General features: G+C 71.2%; 20 protein-coding genes. 13 read left to right on the top strand and 7 right to left on the bottom strand.

The window, feature by feature from the left end; genetic code table 11:
* Window positions 1-131: 131 nt before the first annotated feature.
* On the bottom strand, window positions 132-674 hold the full coding sequence (locus ACIBH1_RS40670) for a TetR/AcrR family transcriptional regulator (protein WP_397319401.1): 543 nt from the start codon (window positions 672-674) through the stop codon (window positions 132-134).
* A gap of 203 nt (window positions 675-877) precedes the next feature.
* On the opposite strand from ACIBH1_RS40670, the gene ACIBH1_RS40665 reads away from it, so the two are divergent.
* Both ACIBH1_RS40665 and ACIBH1_RS40660 read left to right on the top strand, forming a co-directional pair.
* Complete coding sequence (locus ACIBH1_RS40665) at window positions 878-2,107, top strand: MFS transporter (RefSeq protein WP_397319400.1); 1,230 nt, start codon at window positions 878-880, stop codon at window positions 2,105-2,107.
* A 74-nt stretch (window positions 2,108-2,181) separates the two neighbouring features.
* Entirely contained in the window at window positions 2,182-3,000 is an 819-nt protein-coding gene (locus ACIBH1_RS40660) for a lysophospholipase (RefSeq protein ID WP_397319399.1), read from the top strand.
* Window positions 3,001-3,403: 403 nt separating this feature from the next.
* Here the strand turns inward: ACIBH1_RS40660 and ACIBH1_RS40655 are convergent, their stop codons facing one another.
* Window positions 3,404-4,774, bottom strand: a complete 1,371-nt coding sequence (locus ACIBH1_RS40655) for an FAD-binding oxidoreductase (protein WP_397319398.1) — start codon at window positions 4,772-4,774, stop codon at window positions 3,404-3,406.
* Between the two features lie 90 nt (window positions 4,775-4,864).
* Between ACIBH1_RS40655 and ACIBH1_RS40650 the strand changes: the two genes are divergently transcribed.
* A complete protein-coding gene (locus tag ACIBH1_RS40650; protein WP_397319397.1) occupies window positions 4,865-5,398 on the top strand; it encodes an Lrp/AsnC family transcriptional regulator in 534 nt (177 codons plus the stop codon).
* Between the two features lie 16 nt (window positions 5,399-5,414).
* Window positions 5,415-5,693, top strand: coding sequence for a PadR family transcriptional regulator (locus tag ACIBH1_RS40645; RefSeq protein WP_397319396.1), 279 nt, complete (start codon window positions 5,415-5,417; stop codon window positions 5,691-5,693).
* Window positions 5,694-5,962: 269 nt separating this feature from the next.
* Here ACIBH1_RS40645 and ACIBH1_RS40640 read toward each other — a convergent pair whose 3' ends face one another.
* Window positions 5,963-6,244 carry a hypothetical protein gene (locus ACIBH1_RS40640; RefSeq protein ID WP_397319395.1) on the bottom strand — a complete coding sequence of 94 codons (282 nt, stop codon included), beginning with the start codon at window positions 6,242-6,244 and terminating at the stop codon, window positions 5,963-5,965.
* A gap of 188 nt (window positions 6,245-6,432) precedes the next feature.
* On the opposite strand from ACIBH1_RS40640, the gene ACIBH1_RS40635 reads away from it, so the two are divergent.
* Window positions 6,433-6,693: a hypothetical protein gene (locus ACIBH1_RS40635; protein WP_397319394.1), complete on the top strand. Its 261-nt coding sequence runs from the start codon at window positions 6,433-6,435 to the stop codon at window positions 6,691-6,693.
* On the opposite strand, the gene ACIBH1_RS40630 is transcribed toward ACIBH1_RS40635, so the two are convergent.
* Complete coding sequence (locus ACIBH1_RS40630) at window positions 6,655-6,840, bottom strand: ArsR/SmtB family transcription factor (RefSeq protein WP_397319436.1); 186 nt, start codon at window positions 6,838-6,840, stop codon at window positions 6,655-6,657. The genes ACIBH1_RS40635 and ACIBH1_RS40630 overlap by 39 nt on opposite strands.
* A 370-nt stretch (window positions 6,841-7,210) precedes the next feature.
* Here ACIBH1_RS40630 and ACIBH1_RS40625 point away from each other — a divergent pair, with 370 nt between their 5' ends.
* The 5 genes from ACIBH1_RS40625 (at window position 7,211) to ACIBH1_RS40605 (ending at window position 11,778) form a co-directional block, all read left to right on the top strand.
* The gene (locus ACIBH1_RS40625; RefSeq protein ID WP_397319393.1) at window positions 7,211-8,362 is read left to right on the top strand and encodes an MFS transporter; all 1,152 of its coding nucleotides are present in this window, start codon (window positions 7,211-7,213) and stop codon (window positions 8,360-8,362) included.
* Window positions 8,363-8,424: 62 nt separating this feature from the next.
* Window positions 8,425-8,931, top strand: coding sequence for a VOC family protein (locus ACIBH1_RS40620; RefSeq protein ID WP_397319392.1), 507 nt, complete (start codon window positions 8,425-8,427; stop codon window positions 8,929-8,931).
* A gap of 23 nt (window positions 8,932-8,954) precedes the next feature.
* Window positions 8,955-9,773, top strand: coding sequence for a MerR family transcriptional regulator (locus ACIBH1_RS40615; RefSeq protein WP_397319391.1), 819 nt, complete (start codon window positions 8,955-8,957; stop codon window positions 9,771-9,773).
* A gap of 50 nt (window positions 9,774-9,823) precedes the next feature.
* Entirely contained in the window at window positions 9,824-10,468 is a 645-nt protein-coding gene (locus tag ACIBH1_RS40610; RefSeq protein WP_397319390.1) for an ABC transporter ATP-binding protein, read from the top strand.
* Between the two features lie 2 nt (window positions 10,469-10,470).
* Window positions 10,471-11,778, top strand: a complete 1,308-nt coding sequence (locus tag ACIBH1_RS40605; RefSeq protein WP_397319435.1) for an FtsX-like permease family protein — start codon at window positions 10,471-10,473, stop codon at window positions 11,776-11,778.
* A gap of 7 nt (window positions 11,779-11,785) precedes the next feature.
* Here the strand turns inward: ACIBH1_RS40605 and ACIBH1_RS40600 are convergent, their stop codons facing one another.
* Window positions 11,786-12,433 carry a DUF4386 domain-containing protein gene (locus tag ACIBH1_RS40600; RefSeq protein WP_397319389.1) on the bottom strand — a complete coding sequence of 216 codons (648 nt, stop codon included), beginning with the start codon at window positions 12,431-12,433 and terminating at the stop codon, window positions 11,786-11,788.
* Between the two features lie 110 nt (window positions 12,434-12,543).
* Between ACIBH1_RS40600 and ACIBH1_RS40595 the strand changes: the two genes are divergently transcribed.
* Both ACIBH1_RS40595 and ACIBH1_RS40590 read left to right on the top strand, forming a co-directional pair.
* The gene (locus ACIBH1_RS40595; RefSeq protein ID WP_397319388.1) at window positions 12,544-13,641 is read left to right on the top strand and encodes a sensor histidine kinase; all 1,098 of its coding nucleotides are present in this window, start codon (window positions 12,544-12,546) and stop codon (window positions 13,639-13,641) included.
* A complete protein-coding gene (locus ACIBH1_RS40590; RefSeq protein WP_397319387.1) occupies window positions 13,626-14,273 on the top strand; it encodes a response regulator in 648 nt (215 codons plus the stop codon). Before ACIBH1_RS40595 ends, ACIBH1_RS40590 begins: the two co-directional genes overlap by 16 nt.
* On the opposite strand, the gene ACIBH1_RS40585 is transcribed toward ACIBH1_RS40590, so the two are convergent.
* Entirely contained in the window at window positions 14,268-15,221 is a 954-nt protein-coding gene (locus ACIBH1_RS40585) for a GlxA family transcriptional regulator (protein WP_397319386.1), read from the bottom strand. The two genes, ACIBH1_RS40590 and ACIBH1_RS40585, sit on opposite strands and share 6 nt — an antisense overlap.
* Window positions 15,222-15,320: 99 nt before the next feature.
* On the opposite strand from ACIBH1_RS40585, the gene ACIBH1_RS40580 reads away from it, so the two are divergent.
* A complete protein-coding gene (locus ACIBH1_RS40580) occupies window positions 15,321-16,238 on the top strand; it encodes an NAD-dependent epimerase/dehydratase family protein (protein ID WP_397319385.1) in 918 nt (305 codons plus the stop codon).
* Here ACIBH1_RS40580 and ACIBH1_RS40575 read toward each other — a convergent pair.
* Window positions 16,228-17,223, bottom strand: coding sequence for an NADP-dependent oxidoreductase (locus ACIBH1_RS40575; RefSeq protein ID WP_397319384.1), 996 nt, complete (start codon window positions 17,221-17,223; stop codon window positions 16,228-16,230). The genes ACIBH1_RS40580 and ACIBH1_RS40575 overlap by 11 nt on opposite strands.
* Window positions 17,224-17,271 lie beyond the last annotated feature (48 nt).

The raw sequence follows: 17,271 nt of genomic DNA, 5'->3' as shown, positions 1-17,271 counted from the left end.
CCGAACTCCCTCCCGGACTCCGAGCCCGCCAGGTGATCGCCCAGTATCTGCTCGCCTCGGCCATCACGCGCGTGGCGACGTCGTCGATGGGAGACGTCATGGTTTGGACCCGCCGCTTTGGAGGCAAGGCCTCAGCGGACCGGTGCGGCCGGGATGAGCTTCTCGATGAGGCTGCGTGCCTGCTTGGCAGGGCCTTGCGGGCCGAGCGACTGGCCTGAGGCGTGCAGGCCTTCGAAGACCAGCGTGAGATGGTCGGCAAGCTGGCCGGGATCGTCGATGTCGAGTCGGGCGGTCAGCTCGCCGATGGTCTCGCGGAACCAGGATTTCGCGATGACGGCGTTGCGGTGGGCCGGCAGGTCGGGGTCGGGGAACTCGGCCAGCGCCATCTGCATGGGACAGCCGCGGTACTGCTCGGAGCTGACCTGGTCGAAGACCACGTCGAAGATCGCCAGGATCTGGTCGCGGGGGTCGGGGCCGGCCGCCAGAGTGGCCCCCGCGACTTGAGCCCGGAAGTCTTGATGGGTGTTCTCGACGTACGCGCCCACCAGACCGTCTTTGGAAGTGAACAGCCGGTACAGGGTGGTGGGGGCGACATCGGCCTGGACCGCGACCAGGTCGATGCCGGTGGCACGGATGCCTTTTCGGTAGAACAGCTCGCCGGCCACATGTAGCACGTGGGATCTGGTTTTCGCGGCGGTTCTCTGCACGGCCCCTCCCGATTGCCAATGTTAGGGTTCGTTCCCTATAGTCTACCGAAAGGGAACGATCCCTAACATTCCGCGGTGCCGCTCGGACCTTCTCTCCCGCACAGGGACATGCCGGCGGCCGTTCGCCGCAGCAACTGTGTGCAGCGCGACACGACAAGAAAGGGTCCCGCATGGATAGGCAGCGAGCGGCGCACGGCCAGGGTAAGACCACCCTGGCGCTGGCGACGCTGTTCCTTGGAACGTTCGTGCTGGGCAGCGCCGAGCTGCTCCCGGTCGGCGTGCTCAGCCTGATCGCGACCGACCTGAAGGTGTCCATCCCCGCGGCCGGCGCGCTGGTGACCGCCTACGCCCTCGGCGTGGCCATCGGCGGCCCGCTCCTGACCGCCTTGACGATCAGGCTGAACAAGCGGACCGTCCTGGCCGGGGCCCTCCTGCTGTGCGTCGTGGGCAACCTGGTGCCGGTACTGGTCGCCGACTACACCCTCTTCGTCGCCGCCCGCGCCTTCACCGGCGCACTCGGCGGCCTGTTCGTCGCGGTCGCCTTCGGCGTCGGCACCTCGATCGTGCCGCCGGAACGCATGGGCCGGGCCATCTCCGCCGTCTTCGGCGGCTTCGCGGTCTCCGGCGCGCTCGGCGTGCCTCTGGGCACCTTGATCGGCCAGCAACTCGGCTGGCGTGGCTCGTTCGTCGCCGTCGTGGCGCTGGCCGTCGTCGCCCTGCTCGCGGCACTCATCCTGGTGCCGTCCGTGGCCGGCGCCAACGGGGGCGCGGCCAACCAGGCCAGATACGCCTTCGCCCCGCGGGTGCTCGCGCTGCTCGCCCTGCAAGCCCTGGGATTCGCCTCGCTGTATGCGGCCTTGACCTACATCGTGCCCTTCTTGCAGAACGTCACCGGCATCTCCGGCGCCCTGATCAGCGCCTTCCTGCTCGCCTACGGCGCCGCCAGCGCGGTCGGCACCATCGCCGGCGGCCGCTTCGCCGACAGTAACGCTTCCCTGACCCTGACCGTCGCCTCCATCGCCGTGGCCTTCAGCCTCCTGGCCCTCTACCTGGTCGGCGCGATCGCGTTCCTCGTAGTACTGGCCCTACTGGCCTGGGGCCTGTTCGCGATGGGGATGGTCCCCTCCCTGCAATACCGGGTCGTCAGCCTGGCCGGTCCGGGAGGCGCACTCGCCTCGTCCCTTCCCGCCTCAGCGGCCAACGTCGGCATCGCCATCGGCTCGATCACCGGTGGCGCGGCCATCGGCGCCCACAGCCCCTCCGCCCCCGTGATCGCCGGCCTCCTCATCGCCGTGATCGCCACCCCTGTCGCCTGGGCAACCAGCTTCCTCAAGCCGCCGATCATCGACGAGAGCCCGGCAGCCGAATCCGTCCCGAGCGCCGCGCCCAAGCCCGCCTGACATCAGCGAGACACGTGGCCTGTCGGCCCATGACCCCCTTCCGCTTCGTCGCAGTTTCCCATCAAGGAGTGAGCATGAGCGAGCCGCGAGAATTCGCCGTTGCCGGCGTCCGTGGAACCAACACGGCCTACGCGTGGCCGAATGAGCAGCCGCGCTACTTAGCACTCCTGGTCCACGGCTACGGCGAGCACATGGGTCGCTATGGGCACGTGGCCGACCGGCTCATCCGGCACGGCGGCGCCGTCTACGGCATCGACCACATCGGCCACGGCAAATCCGAAGGCGAGCGCGCGCTGATCGAGGACTTCGAGGACGTGGTCACCGACCTGCGCACCATCGAGGAACGTGCCCGCCAGGATCACCCCAGCCTGCCCGTCGTAGTGATCGGCCACTCGATGGGCGGCATGATCGCTGCCCGCTTCGCTCAGCGTTACGGCATCGGCCTGGCCGCACTCGTCCTGTCAGGGCCCGTCATCGGCGAGTGGCATGTCGTGTCCACGCTGCTGTCCTTCGACGAGATTCCCGACGCGCCCCTCGACCCGGCCATCCTGTCGCGTGATCCATCCGTGGGCCAGGCCGCCGGTGCTGATCCGCTGGTGTGGACCGGGCCGTTCAAGCGAGCCACCCTGGAGGCATTCGTCGAGGAGATGGCCACGATCGCCAAGGGCGGCACGTTCGGGAGCCTGCCGACCTTGTGGCTGCACGGGGAGGACGACGAACTCGTGCCTCCCGGCCCCAGCCGAGACGGCATCGACGCCGTCCGGGGGAGCGACCTGACCGAGCGGATCTATCCGGGCGCCAGGCATGAGGTGTTCAACGAGACCAATAAGGACGAGGTCCTGGACGACCTCATCTCCTTCATAGACCGCGCCCTGCGCACCGGCCATCCGTAGCCTCGCCGACTCGGGTCCCGGTCGCAATTGCAGAAATCCTCGAGAAGTAACCTCTGAACTGCGATGACGCATGAGTCACGGGCTGGTGCCTCGGCTTGATCACGATGTTGGATCGGCCAAGGACAGTTCGCGGCTCGGGTGCCGGCTGGTGTCGTGGTCGCGGAGCACGCGCATGACGGGTGACAAGGCCGCGCGCACGTTGAGCGCCACACCGGACGGATCGTGGCCGCCTCGCAACTCGCCGGTGAGGAACTCCAGTCCGACGCGCGCAACTGTTCGGCGAGCTCGGCCATGGCCAGGCCGAATCGCTGGCGTTCGTGGAGGACCAGGTTGACCGCGACGCCGGAGGCGCATCTACCGGGCCAGGGTGACGCCCGCTCAACGCGACCAGATCCTTTGGTGGCTAGGTTCGCAGACCGGGCAGGATGCCGTGCGGGTCGTGGGCTGCTTTCACCCGTTCCAGCCTGGGGAGGTTGTCGCCCCAGTAGGCGCGTCCCGGATCGGTGAGGGCGGGGTCGGGGAAGTTGGGGTACACGCCGCCGCTGGACCAGGGCTGGACCGTCTGCCAGGAGTGCTGCAGCCATTCGCTCTCCGGCGGGCTGGTGCCGGGCTGCAGCGTGGCGGTGTGTTTGAGCAGGAAGCGTTCGCTGCGATGCGGGAACGCGGTGGCGTGCGAGGGGACACGGTTGTAGGCGCCGCCCCATGGCGTGAGGTCGAGTTCGCGTGACTCGCCGGGCCGCCGGTCGGCGATCAGCTGATCGACCAGGGTGTTGAGCGGACTGGGCGGGATGTCCTGCTGGAAGAAGGCGGACTTGCAGAACAGGTGCCCGTCCGCACCGGCTGGCACGAGCGTGGTCTGGGGGGCGTCCTGCCATGATGTCCGCCGGCTGTGGGGGCGGGCTCCTGCCAGGGTGATGAGCTCGTTGAGCAAGTCGTCGGTGTGCGAGGGCGACAGTCCGACGGCCACTCCGAGCAGGCTCACGCGCGCTAGGCCGTACGGCTCGGCAGGGACGGTGAGCAGCAAGCTGGCGGCGAGTTCGTCGGGTGCGGCCGGGCTCCATCTCTGCCAGGCGTCTGTGACCTGGGCGGCGTGCCGGTAGTCCCAGCGGAGTTCCACGGCGGTGCACCGCGAGGACGGGACCGGCTCGAACGACAGCTCCGTGACGACGCCGACCCCGGCGGCGCCGCCGCCTCTGAGGGCCCAGAACAGGTCGGCGTGCTCGTTCTCGTCGCAGCGGACGAGGCTGCCGTCCGCGAGGACGACGCGCGCGCCGACGAGCCGGTCGCAGGTCAGCCCCCAGGTCCGGCCGAGGAAGCCGAGACCGCCGCCGAGGGTCAGCCCGGCGATGGCGACGGAGGGGCCGCTGCCGGCGGGCAGGGTGCGGGCGTGCCGATCGAGGTGCCGGTACACGTCGGCGAGGCGCGTGCCTGCGCCGATGCGCGCGTATCCGTCTTGTAGGCGGACTCCGGTGAACTCGCCGAGGTCGATGAGCAGTCCGGTGGTGGTGGAGCGGCCGGCGAAATCGTGTCCGCCGCTGCGTACGGCCACCAGCAGGCCGTGGCGCTGGGCGAAATCGAGCGCGGCCCCGATGTCGGAGGCGGTCTGGCAACGGACCACCGCCTGAGGGCGAACCCCGGCGAAGCGTTGCCCGGCAGGTCTGAACACCGCCTCGTAGCCGGAGGAGCCGTCGATCAGCACGGCGTCGGTGACCCGCCGTGCCAGGTCCTGCCAGGCCCGGGCCGGCAGCGTGTCGAAGTGTCCGGTCCTGATCACGAGATTCACACTAGGCAGCCGATGGGCCGGCGAGTATGGCCGTCGAGGCGTCCCTGGCCGGTTGTTGGCTCCGATCGTAAAGTGAGCCGCGTGAATTCCTTTCGGTCGGAAAACGACCTGGATGACCTCGACTGGAAGCTTCTCGACGAGTTGCAGGCCGACGCCCGGCTGTCGTACAACGAGCTGGCCCGGCGGGTGCATCTGTCCGCCCCGGCCGTCGCCGACCGGATCCGTCGTCTGGAACGGCGCGGCGTGATCACCGGTTATCAGGCGCACATCGACCCGGGAGCGGCCGGCTTCCCCATCCAGGCCTACATCGAGCTGCGCTGCGCGCCGGGCTCCTGCCTGCTGAAGAGCTCGGCCGCCGAGGACTACCCGGAGGTGATCGAGGTCGACAAGCTGAGCGGGCAGCACTGCTCGATGCTCAAGGTCAGGGCCGCGTCGCTGGCGCATCTGGAAGGCGTGCTGGAGCAGATCGGCAAGCACGGACAGATGGACACCCACATCGTCCTGTCCACGCAGTATCGCGACACGCGCGTGCGCCGGAACCACCCCGACCGGCCGGTGACCGCCTCCACGGGATGGACGCGCCGGCCCGCGGGGACGGATAACGCGACCGAGTGACCCATCAATGGACTGTGTGCCACATGGTGGTAGGAGAGACAAGCTCGAACAGGAGCTGCGGCATGGCATCGTCCTGGCCGCCCTGTCGCAGCTGCACGTCGCACGCTACGGCTACGAGCTGCGCAAATCGCTCGCGGACAGCGGCATGCCCATCGAGGAGGGGACGCTCTACCCCCTGCTCAGGCGGCTGGAGTCGCAGGGCGTCCTGACCAGTGAATGGCGCACCGACGGCGGCCAACCACGCCGCTACTACGCGCTCAGCGCTGAAGGCCGCGAGCTGTACCCCAACGGCTGACGGCGACCTGGCGCGGCCTCAACGACACCATGGATCTTCTCCTGAAGGACGGAGAGCACCATGAACCCTGACGATCTCATCCGAAGATACGCAGATGACGTGGCACGCCTGTTACCGCGCGGGCAGCGGCGCGATGTCGCGGCCGAGTTGCGCATGCTCCTGACGGAGGAACTCGCGGCCAAGGCCGCCGACCGAGGCCGGCCCGCCGACGAGGAGATGGCGCACGAACTGGTGCTCGCCTTCGGCTCCCCGGCCGAGGCCGCCGCCCGCTACCACCCCTTCCTGACTCTCATCGAACCGGCGAACTCGCGCAGGTTCGTCCGCCTCACCTTGATCGGCATGGCGGTCATCTGGGTGCTCGGGCTGGCGGACACCGTGATCCGGCATCCGGTCGACTCGGTCACCGACCTGCTCGTCGTGCTCCAGATCTGGTGGACCGGCAGCGCCCTGTCGGCCCTGTGGTGGCCGGGCCTGCTCGTGGTCTGCTTCGCGGCAGGCGCCTGGCTGCGCCACAGGCGTCCGCAGTCGGCCGCGTGGAAACCCCGTCGCACGGACCGCGACCGAGTCAACCGATACGGCTCACTCGCGGGAATCGCCGCCGCCATCTGCGGCCTGCTCGTGCTGCTCAACGCGGGACGGCTCCTCGACCACTTCTACGACGGCCGCGCCGCCGCCAACGCCTACCACGCGTTCGCGCTGGACGAAGGCTTCCTGAGCCTCCGCGCGCTGGCTGCTGACCGTGATGATCCTGCACCTCGTGCTCTACGCGGTGCTGATCGTGCGCGGACGCTGGCAGGCGCTGACCCGGCGAATCGACATCGGCCTGCTCCTCCTCACCTGCGGCGTGCTCGCGTGGTGCATGGCCGTGGGCGCCATCTTCGCGGCCGAGCCGACCGACCAGATCGTGAAGGGCGCGCTCGTGCTGATCATCCTGGGCACTCTGATCGACACTGGCCTCAAACTACGTCGCGAGCTGGACAAGGTGATCCGGCCCGCCTAGCGGCTTCTCCGTGAGGGAGGCCCCGAGAGGAGTGGTCATGTACAGCACGCTCCGCCCGGATCGTTCGCGCGTGACCAGCCCGCTCTCGCGCAAGACCCGGAGGTGCTGCGACACCGCGCTGGGCGTGATCCCGAGCGCTCGCGCCAGATCCGTCGTCGTCGCGGGCGACCTCAGTGCCCCGAGCAGTTCGGCTCTCGCCCGGCGGATCGTGCCGTCCGAGCTGCTCGGCCGGGTGAACAGTGCTTACAGGATGGTCGGCTGGGGACTGATCCCGCTTGGGGCATTGGCCGGGGGACTGGTGGCGTACGCGTTCGGCCTGCGGGCGCCGTACCCGGTGGCCGGGGTGTTGCGAGGGATCGCCTTGCTGGTCGCGATGCCTGTGCTGATCCGGGCCATGCGTGGGATCCGAGGCGCCTGAGCCCAACGCGGTGCGATCTGGTCGCGTCCGAAACGTGCCAGTGCCTGCCCACCACCCCCTGTTTGGCTGGATGTCCGCACACCTGCCTGAACGGGAACCATGTCCACGACACTCGTCCGCGCGCGCCTCACCACCTGGCTCGCGATCATCTCGCTCACCCTCGGCATCTTCGCCATAGTCACCAGCGAGATCCTGCCCATCGGCCTCCTGTCCGCCATCGGCGCCGACTTCGGCATCTCCGACGGCGTCACCGGCCTGACCATGGCACTGCCCGGCATCGTCGCCGCCGTCGCCGCGCCCGTGGTCACGCTGACCACCGCGCGGCTGGACCGGCGCGTGATGTTGTGCGTCCTCATGGCGGTCCTGGCCGTGGCCGACGTGCTGGCCGCGGTGGCGACGTCCTACTGGGTCATGCTGATCTCCAGGGTCCTGGTCGGTCTCACCATCGGCGGCTTCTGGTCGATCGGGGCCGGGCTGGCCGGTCGCCTGATGCCGCCGCAGGCCGTCGGCACCGCCACCGCCGTGATCTTCTCCGCCGTGCCGCTGGGCTCCGTGCTGGGCGTCCCGGCGGGTACGTTCATCGGCGACCTCGCCGGTTGGCGGACCGCCTTCCTGGTCCTGGCGGTGCTCGCCGTCCTGGTCATGGCCGCGTTGCTGATATTGCTGCCGCCGCTGCCCGCCGAGCAGGTCACCAGCGCGCGCGTCCTGCTCGACCTGCTGCGGACCAAGGGGGCAGCCAGAGCTTTGCTGGCCACGTTCCTCATCGTGCTGGCCCATTTCGGCACCTACACCTACGTCACGCCCTTCCTCCAGGACGTCACCGGCCTGCCTCCCGCCGCCGTCAGCGCCGTCCTGCTGGCGTACGGCGTAGCCGGGATCGCCGGCAACTTCCTGGCGGGGAAGGCCACCGCCTCCCGCCTGCGAGTCGCGTTCGTGACGTGCGGCGGCCTGATCGCGGCCACCACCCTGCTGCTGCCCACGCTGGGCGGCTCGCTCGCCGGAGCCGTGGTGCTGCTCATGATCTGGGGCTTGGCGTACGGGGGCGTGCCCGTCTGCTCGCAGGCGTCGTTCATCGCCGCCGCCCCGCGCGCGCCCGAGGCGGCCACGGTGGTGTTCACCGCCTCCTTCCAGGCGACCTTCGCCCTCGGGGCGTTCCTCGGGGGCCGTGTCGTCGACGCCTTCTCGGTCTCGGCGGTGATGATCTGCGGCGGGGTGATCGCTTTGCTGATGGCGGTGACTCACCGCCGTTGACGGCCCATGGTGCGCTCGACCGATTGGACCCTGACGTCGCGTCAGGCCGCACGCTGAATCGCATGACCGACTATTACGACGCCTTCGAGATCAGCCCCGTCCCTCCGCCCGGGCCCGACGCGACGCCGCCCGAGATCTACCGAGGGATCTACGGCATGCCGCTGTTCGTGAAGGTGCCGACGCCCGACCTGGCCGCGTCCGTGGACTTCTGGACGCGCGGGCTCGGGTTCGTCGACCTGTTCACGGTCCCCGGCCAGGTCACGCATCTTCGGCGGTGGGCCTTCCAGGACGTGCTGCTCGTCCCGGCCGACGCCTTGCCGGTGCCGTCGACGATGAGCATCGGCTTCAGCTGCGTGCTGAGCCAGGTCGACGAGATCGTGCGGGCGTGCACCGAGCTGGTGCCCGGGTGCACGGCGGGACCGCGGCAGACCCCGTGGAACACCGTGGAGGTCGAGGTCGTCACGCCGGAGAACACGCGCGTGGTCGTGACGGCGGCCCGCCTCTTCGATCCCGGCAGCGTCGAGGCGCGCTTCCTCGAGGAGCAGGGCATCAGCCTGCCGAAGGGGTGAAAGCGCATGTCAGACTCGATGGCGTGACCGATGCCGCGATGGACGACGCCGCGGGTCTTGGCGGGCTGACCGTCGGGGCCGCGGCGTCGCATCTCGGCGTCACCGTCCGCACCCTCCACCACTGGGACAGGATCGGGCTGGTCCGCCCGTCCGCGCGGAGCGGCGGCGGCTACCGGCTCTACTCCGCCGCCGACCTCGCCCGCCTCCACCGCGTGCTCATCTACCGGGAGCTTGGTCTGTCGCTCGACGACATCGGCGAGCTCCTCGACGCTCCGGCGGCCGACATGACCGTGCCGCTGGAACACCAGCGTGCCCAGCTCGTCGAGCGCATCTCCCGCCTGCAGGCCATGGTCGGCGCGGTCGACCGCATGATCGAGGCCGCGCGCACCGGCATCCTGCTCTCCGCCGAGGAGCAGATCGCGATCTTCGGCGAACGCTGGAAGCCGTCGCTGACCGAGGTCGCACGCGAGCGGTGGGGCGACACGGCGCAGTGGGCGCAGTACGCCGAGCGTGCCGCACGTATGACTCCCGAAGACTGGCAGCGGGTCGCCGACAACGTCAGGACGCTCGAACAGGACCTGGCCGCCGCCAAGCGTGCCGGCGTCAGGCCGGGCAGCGCCGTGGCCGACGCCCTGGCGGAGCGGCACCGGGCCTCCATGGACGCCTACTTCGACTGCACCCTGTCGATGCAGGTCTGCCTGGGCAGGAAATACGTCGCCGATCCGGGCTTCAGTGCCTACTACGACGCGATCGAGCCGGGGCTGACCGTCTGGCTGCGCGACGTCATCGACGCCCACGCCCGCCATCGAGGCGTCGACCCGGATGCGGCGACCTGGGTCTGAGCGTCGAGCGCCATGGGAAGGGCGCCACGGAGGTCACCGCCCTGGCCCAGGTGAGCGTGGGCTTCCCGCGAGGCAGTTTCACCGCCGTGATGGGCCCCTCCGGCTCCGGGAAGAGCACCCTGCTGCAGTGCGCCTCCGGCCTGGACCGCCCGGATCGCGGCGAGGTGCGCATCGCCGGGCGGGACATCACCCGCCTGGGGGAGAAGGACCTGGCCGTGCTGCGCCGTGACCGGATCGGCGTCATCTTCCAGTCCTTCAACCTGGTGCCGTCGTTGACCGCCTGGCAGAACGTGATCCTGCCCAGCAGGCTCGGCCGGGGACGGCCCGATCCGTCGCGCGTGCGTGAGTTGCTGCACCGCGTCGGGCTGGCCGGGCGCGAGGGGCATCGCCCGGCGCAGCTGTCCGGGGGTCAGCAGCAGCGGGTGGCCATCGCTCGCGCCCTGCTCGGCAGGCCGGAGGTGCTGTTCGCCGACGAGCCGACGGGGGCGCTGGACCGCGGGGCGGGGCACGAGGTGCTGGCCCTGTTGCGCGAGGCGGTCGACGAGTTCAGCCAGACCGTGGTGATGGTCACCCACGACCCCGAGGCGGCGGCCAGGGCCGACAGCGTGCTGTTCCTGACAGACGGGCGGATCGTCGACGTCCTGGACAGGCCCTCGGCCGACCAGATCGGCATGCGGCTGGGGGGCCGCAGGTGACCATGGTTCTCGCCTGGAACAACGTCAGGACCAACCGGCTGGGCCTCGCCGCGTCGTTCGCGGCGGTGCTCCTGGCGGTGACGCTGGTGGGCGGCGGCGGGCTGGTGGTCGCGGGCGCCGGAGCGCGCGACGAGCTGAACGGCGTCATAGGGCTGCTGGTGTTGTCGGCCGTGGTGTCGGGGTTCGTGTCGGTCTTCGTGGTCGCGGGCATGCTGAGCCTGCACGTGCTGCGCCAGCGCAGGACGTGGGCGCTGCTCCGGTCGGTCGGCATGACGCCGCGGCAGGTGAGCCGGCTGATCACGGCGGAGGCGCTCGTGGTGGCCGTCCTGGCGGGTGCGGCAGGCTGCGTGCTCGCCGTGCCGTACGCCTGGGTGATGTCGGGGTTCGTGCGGATGACCGGCCTGGCTCCGGAGGGGGTGCCGGTGGAGGTCACGCCGTGGCCGTTCGTCGTGGCGCTGGTGGTCGGGCTGGCGGTGACGTTGCTCGCGGCCCGGGGCGCGGCGCGCAAGGCGGTGGGGGTGGGACCGCTGGAGGTGCTGCGGGAGAGCGCGGCGCAGCGGCGGATCCTGCCCTGGCCCAGGGCGGTCGCCGGGGTGATGGCCCTGGCCGGGGGCGGCGGGTTGTTGTTCCTGGTGCCGCAGGTCAAGGCGACGGCCGCGGTGCCGGCCGGGCTGGGGGCGGCGATGGTGCTCTGCGTCGGCGCCTCCGCGCTGGGTCCCGTCGTGTTGCGCGGCGCGGGCTGGCTGGTCGGGCTGGTGGTGGCCAGGTTCGACCCGGGGGCCGGGATGCTGGCCGGTTCGTCGCTGGTCACCCAGCCGCGGCGGGCCATGGCGGCGGCGTCGCCGGTGATGCTGACCATCGCGCTGGCCTGCACCTTCTTGTTCGCCGTGTCGACCGGCGACGCGGCCGACGGCGTCGTCCGCACGGGGCCGTCGGCGTGGGCGGCGCCGATCCTGGTGGGTTCCGCCGTCGTCTATACGGTGATCTCGGTGCTCAACGCGACGGCCATGACGATGGCCGAGCGGGGAGAGGAGATCCGGCTCCTGCGCACGCTGGGGGTCAAGCCGCGGCAGCTCACCAGGATGGTGTGCTGGGAGACGTTGATCGTGACGTGCGCAGGCACGCTCCTCGGGACGGGCATCGCCGCGGCGGCACTCACCGCGCTCGGCGTGGCCGCGACCGGGCGGCCGGCGTTCACCTACTCCGTGACGCAGTACGCGGGGCTGGTGCTGGTCTGCGCCGCGAGCGGCCTGGCCGGCGCGGTGGTCTCGACACGGAAGGCACGGCGCGGGTCGCTGCGGCCCGACTGAGCGGCGGTCAGGACCTCGATCCCCTGATCAGCAGGTAGAGGATCAGCCCGAACTCCGCCACCGACGTCGGCACCGCGATCAGGTCCCGCAGCAGCCCCAGCGACTCCGGCAGCACGAACGCCAGCACCGGGTCCGCCAGCCAGGCGACCCCGCCCACGAGCACGACCACCCCCAGCCACGAGGGGAAGTCCTCCGACAGCCGCAGTGACTGTCCCAGCGGCAGCAGCCAGAGCCCGAACAGGATGCCGCCGATCACATAGGCGTCGTGGTGCAGATCCAGCATGAGCAGGGCCAGATCGGCGTCGTCCACCGTCAGGGTTCCCGCCTGGAAGGTCAGCTTGGCCAGCATGCTGGTCGCGCCGCCGACGACCAGGACGAGCAGCGCCGTCGCGTGGCGGCTGGAGACGGGGTGGAACAGGCGTTGGAAGGCGAGCCCGAGAAGGACGAACACCGTGGACATCGCCAGGTCGGCAGCCAGACCCCAGCGGACCAGGGTCTCGTGCTCGGCCAGCCGGGCGGCGGTCGCCGCCGCGTCGCCGGGGACGTGGACCTTGTCGCGGACGAAGAGCTCGGCCCAGATGCCCAGGGCGGCCATGAGGGCGTACAGCAGGCCCGCGAACCGGGCCTGGCCTTTGACGGAGGAGGAGGTGGTCATGCATCCCAGCGTCGGGTTCCGCCGGGTCCCCTGACCTCCCCCCTGGGCCTCGAACGGCTCCACCCGTGGGGGGAGCCGCCACGACGATGGGCTGTCCTACTGTGGGTGCCATGTCCCGATTACTGCCCTATGCGATGGCCGGGCTGGCCGGGGCCGCGCTCTGGATCATGCTGACGACCACGATGCTGATCGACTACTCCGGGGATCTCCTCGGCCCGATGCTGGTCGTCGACGCCGCCGTGGGCTGCGTGGCGCTTGCCGTACAACCTCTGCGGCACCGGCGCCCGCTGGCGGTGACGCTCGCGGCGGTCGCGGCGGCGGCCGTGTCGGTCAGCGCCCTCGGGCCCGCCCTGCTGGCGGCGGCGACGCTGGCCACCCACCGCAGGCGCGCGTGGTCCGTCGCCGCGGCGGCCACGCTGGCCGCCGCGATGAGCGCCGGCGACCGGCTCTACCGCCCGCTGTTCACGGGTGTACGGCCGAGCGTCGCGGAGACCGCCGGCAGCGTACTGCTCACGCTCGCGCTGCTGGCGGTGGCCATGGTGTTCGGCCTCTACCTGGGCGCGCGGCGCGAACTGGCCGCCTCGTGGGAGGAACAGGGGCGTACGGCGGAGCGGGCCAGGATCGCCCGCGAGATGCACGACGTCCTGGCGCACAGGATCTCCCTTGTGGCCATGCACGCCGGGGCACTGGCCTTCCGCGAGGACCTGGATCGCGAGCAGGCGCGGGAGACGGCGCAGACGATCCGCGCCAACGCCCACCTGGCGCTGGCGGAGCTGCGGCAGGTCCTGGGAGTGCTGCGCAAGAACGACGCGGTCGGCGTGGAACCGCCGCAGCCGACGCTGCTCGAACTGCCCGCCCTGCTCGCCGAGGTCCGCGAGGCGGGGGTCGGCGTGATGCTCGACCTGGGCGGGCGGCCAGTGCCCAGAGTCGAGGAGAGCCTGTCACGCACGTGCTTCCGCATCGTGCAGGAGGCGCTGACCAACGCGCGCCGGCACGCTCCCGGCGCCCCCGTGACAGTACGGCTGCGCGAAACCGCGGGGGAGTGGCTGGAGGTGGAGGTGTCGAACCCCTTCACCGGCAGGATCCGCGACGGGCTGGGGCTCATCGGGCTGACAGAACGGGCCGAACTGGCCGGCGGGCGCCTCACCCACGACCTCCACGACGGCACGTTCCGGGTGACGGCGAGGTTCCCATGCCCAAAGTGGTGATCGCCGACGACGACCCGCTGGTCAGGGCCGGACTGCGGATGATCCTGGGCGGCGCCCCCGAGGTCGAGATCGCGGGCGAGGCCGCCGACGGGCGCGAAGCGCTCGCCGTCGTCGCGCGGGAACGCCCCGACCTGGTGCTCATGGACATCCGCATGCCCGTCATGGACGGCCTGCGCGCCACCCAGGCCCTGCGCGAACGCGGCCGGCTGCCCAGGATCGTCATCCTCACCACCTTCGACGCCGACGACCTGGTGCTCACCGCCCTGCGGCACGGCGCCGACGGGTTCCTCGTCAAGGACACCGAACCGGAGGAGATCGTGCGCGCCGTCCGCCGGGTGATGCTGGGCGAGCCGATGCTCTCGCCCGGCGTCACCGGGCGGCTCATCGCCACGGTCACGGGCAACGGCCTCGACGAGCGCCGCAGAATCGCGCGCGCCCGGCTGGCCCGGCTCACCGCCCGCGAACGCGAGGTGGCGGCGGCGATCAGCGAGGGACTCACCAACGGGGAGATCGCCACGGCGCTCCACCTGGGGATCGCGACGGTCAAGACATACGTGGGCAATGTGTTCGCCAAGCTGGAGGTCACCAACCGCGTCCAGGTCGCCAGGTACGTCAACGACGCCTCGTCATGATCGGGGCGTGGCGCGCGTGAACGTCGTGCGGTAGGCGGTTGGGGTGAGGCCCGTTCGCCGTGACAGGTGCCGCCGCAAGGAGTCCGTTGTGACCAGGCCGCTGAGCTCGGCCACCTGACCCATGGGCAGGTCGGTGCTCTCCAGGAGCTCCCTGGCCCGCTCCACGCGCTGGTGCAGCAGCCACTGCAACGGGCTGAGCCCCGTCTCGGCGTGGAAGCGGCGGGCCAGGGTGCGGATGCTGGTGCGGGCGTGGGAGGCCAGGTCGGCGCGGGTGAGAGGTTCGTGCAGCCGCTTCAGCGCCCATGCCCTGGTGCCGGCGAGCGAGGTGCCCGTCTCCGGTGGCAGCGGTGAGGCGATGAACTGGGCCTGCCCGCCGGGCCGTACGGGGGCGGCGACGACCAGCCGGGCCACGGCGTTGGCGGCCGCGGCGCCGTAGTCGGCGCGCACCATGTGCAGGCACAGGTCGATGCCGGCCGACAGCCCGGCGGAGGTCCAGATGGGACCGTCCTCGACGTAGAGCACGTCGGGCCGCAGGTCGACGGTGGGGAAGCGGCGGCGGAACTCCTCCGATCTGGCCCAGTAGGTGGTGGCGCTGCGGCCTTCCAGCAGTCCCGCCTGGGCCAGGACGAACGCTCCCGTGCAGATCGAGGCGACCCGCTTGCCCGCTTCTGCGGCTCGCCGCAGGGCCTGCAACACGCGGGCGTCGATGTCGTCGCGGGCGCCCGTGCCGGTGACGATGACGGTGTCGGCGTCGTCGACGACCTCCAGCCCATGCGGTACGGCGACGCGGAGGCTGCCGCTGGTGGCCACGGCGCCGGGCTCGGCCGCGCAGATGCGTACGGCGTAGCCGGGGCGGCCGTCGGCGAGCGTTTCGCCGAGGACCAGTTCCGGGATGGACAGGTCGAACGTGGTGGCCGGTGGGACGGCGATGACGGCCACCCGGTGCATGGCCTGAACCTCCGGATACTTGGCATTCGGGCCACTATCGTACGCGGCGTCCGCGAGGCAGGGTGGACAACCAGGTCCCCCAATGAAGCGGAGTGGAGCATGTCCTTGCAGGTCATCGTGGGCGCCGGTGCCACCGGATCGGCGCTCGCGCGGTTGCTGGCCGACTCCGGTCACCAGGTTCGTCTTGTCACCCGCCGGGGCAGCGGCCCGATCCATCCGCGGATCGAGCGGGTGCCAGGCGACGCCGTGCTGCTGCCGGATCTGGCGGAAGGGGCGGAGGTGTTGTTCAACTGCGCGATGCCGCCCTACGACCGCTGGCCGCAGGAGTGGCCGCCGCTGGCCGCCGCGTTGCTGGCCGCCGCCGAGCGCGCGGGGGCCGATTACGTCATGCTCGGCAACACCTACGGCTACGGGCCCGCCGAGGGGCCCGTCACCACGGGGACGCCGATGGCGCCGGCCAGCCGCAAGGGCCGGGTGCGCGCGCGGATGTGGCACGAGGCCCTCGCCGCTCACGTGGCGGGCCGGGTCCGGGTGACCGAGGTCAGGGCCGCGGACTTCCTGGGAGCGGGAGCCTACTCACCGTTCACGCTCATGGTGGGCGCGCAGGTGCTGGCGGGCCGGCCTGCTGACTACCCAGGCGACCTGGACGCGCCACACAGCTGGACCTACACCGGCGACGCGGCCCGCACGCTCGCCGCCGCCGCGCGCCATGAGGAGTCGTGGGGCCGGGCCTGGCACGTGCCGTCGACGTCCGACCTCCCGGTGCGCGAGCTGGCCCACCGTCTCGCGGAGGCGGCCCGGGCGCCGGCGCCGCAGCTGGCCCACCTGCCCCGGCGCCGGCTGGAGGAGATCGCGCGCACCGATTCGATCATGGCCGAGATCCCGGAGATGCTCTATCTGTACGACCGGCCGAACATCCTGGACGCGTCGGCGACCACCAAGGTCCTCGGCGTCGAGGCCACGCCGCTCGACGCCGTCCTGGCCGAGATGGCCGCCGGGGCGGGCCCTAGAGCCTGACCAGCATCTTGCCGACGTTTCCGCCGCGCATCATGTCGAGGAAGGCGGCGGGAGCGCGGTCGATGCCCTCGGTCACGGTCAGCTCGGTGCGCAGTGAGCCGTCGGCCAGCCAGCCCGCCGCCTTGCCGATCCACTCGGGGAACAGGTGGAAGTAGGAGCTGACGAGCATGCCGCGCAGGGTGGCGTCCTTGGCGGCCAGGGCGAACAGGTTGGCGGGGCCGGGGAGCGGCCCGGCGGCGTAGGAGGAGCTGATCGAGCCGACCATCGCGATCCTGCCGCCGTGCCTGAGCGCGTCGATGGCCGCCACCAGGTGGTCGCCGCCGACGTGGTCGACGTAGACGTCGATGCCGTCGGGGGCGGCCTGGGCCAGCTGTTCGGCGAGCGAACCGGCGCGGTGGTCGATCGCGGCGTCGAAGCCGAAGCTCTCCACCAGCTTCGCGGTCTTCGCGGGCCCGCCGGCGGAGCCGATCACGCGGGAGGCGCCGAGCTTGCGGGCCAGTTGCCCGGCGACGCTGCCCACCGCGCCGGCCGCGGCCGAGACGAAGACGACGTCGCCCTCTCGCACGGGGGCCACCTGGGTGAGGGCCACGTAGGCGGTCAGTCCGGTGGTGCCCAGCGCGCCCAGCCACGCTTCTGCAGGTGCCAGCGACAGATCGGCGACGGTGGCGGTGGCGGCGTCCACCACCGCGTACTCACGCCACCCTTGGAAGTGCACGACGGTCGCGCCGACGGGGACGCCGGCGGAGCGCGAGGCCACCACCTCGCCGATCGCCGAGCCCTCCATGGGGGCGCCGAGCTGGAACGCAGGCATGTACGACTCCTTGTCGTGCATGCGGTCGAGCATGTAGGGGTCGACCGACATCCAGGTGTTGCGGACCACGATCTGGCCGTCGCCCGGTTCGGGCAGCTCGGTGACGGCCAGCTCGAAGTTCTCGGGCCGCGGCTCGCCGTTGGGGCGGGAGACCAGGTGGATCTGACGGTTCATGGTGTTGCTCCTCAGTCGTTCTCGGTGAGGTCCACAGTGGCCGGGGGC

The sequence above is a fragment of the Nonomuraea sp. NPDC050663 genome (genome assembly GCF_044456985.1).
In the GTDB taxonomy this organism is placed as follows: domain Bacteria; phylum Actinomycetota; class Actinomycetes; order Streptosporangiales; family Streptosporangiaceae; genus Nonomuraea.
This window is presented reverse-complemented; position numbering and strand designations above follow the sequence as displayed.

Coding starts and splice junctions, on each gene's coding strand:
- ACIBH1_RS40625 (WP_397319393.1), top strand. CDS start 7,211: ATGTCCACGACACTCGTCCGCGCGCGCCTCACCACCTGGCTCGCGATC.
- ACIBH1_RS40665 (WP_397319400.1), top strand. CDS start 878: ATGGATAGGCAGCGAGCGGCGCACGGCCAGGGTAAGACCACCCTGGCG.
- ACIBH1_RS40575 (WP_397319384.1), bottom strand. CDS start 17,223: ATGAACCGTCAGATCCACCTGGTCTCCCGCCCCAACGGCGAGCCGCGG.
- ACIBH1_RS40590 (WP_397319387.1), top strand. CDS start 13,626: ATGCCCAAAGTGGTGATCGCCGACGACGACCCGCTGGTCAGGGCCGGA.
- ACIBH1_RS40620 (WP_397319392.1), top strand. CDS start 8,425: ATGACCGACTATTACGACGCCTTCGAGATCAGCCCCGTCCCTCCGCCC.
- ACIBH1_RS40600 (WP_397319389.1), bottom strand. CDS start 12,433: ATGACCACCTCCTCCTCCGTCAAAGGCCAGGCCCGGTTCGCGGGCCTG.
- ACIBH1_RS40580 (WP_397319385.1), top strand. CDS start 15,321: ATGTCCTTGCAGGTCATCGTGGGCGCCGGTGCCACCGGATCGGCGCTC.
- ACIBH1_RS40595 (WP_397319388.1), top strand. CDS start 12,544: ATGTCCCGATTACTGCCCTATGCGATGGCCGGGCTGGCCGGGGCCGCG.
- ACIBH1_RS40605 (WP_397319435.1), top strand. CDS start 10,471: ATGGTTCTCGCCTGGAACAACGTCAGGACCAACCGGCTGGGCCTCGCC.
- ACIBH1_RS40585 (WP_397319386.1), bottom strand. CDS start 15,221: ATGCACCGGGTGGCCGTCATCGCCGTCCCACCGGCCACCACGTTCGAC.
- ACIBH1_RS40660 (WP_397319399.1), top strand. CDS start 2,182: ATGAGCGAGCCGCGAGAATTCGCCGTTGCCGGCGTCCGTGGAACCAAC.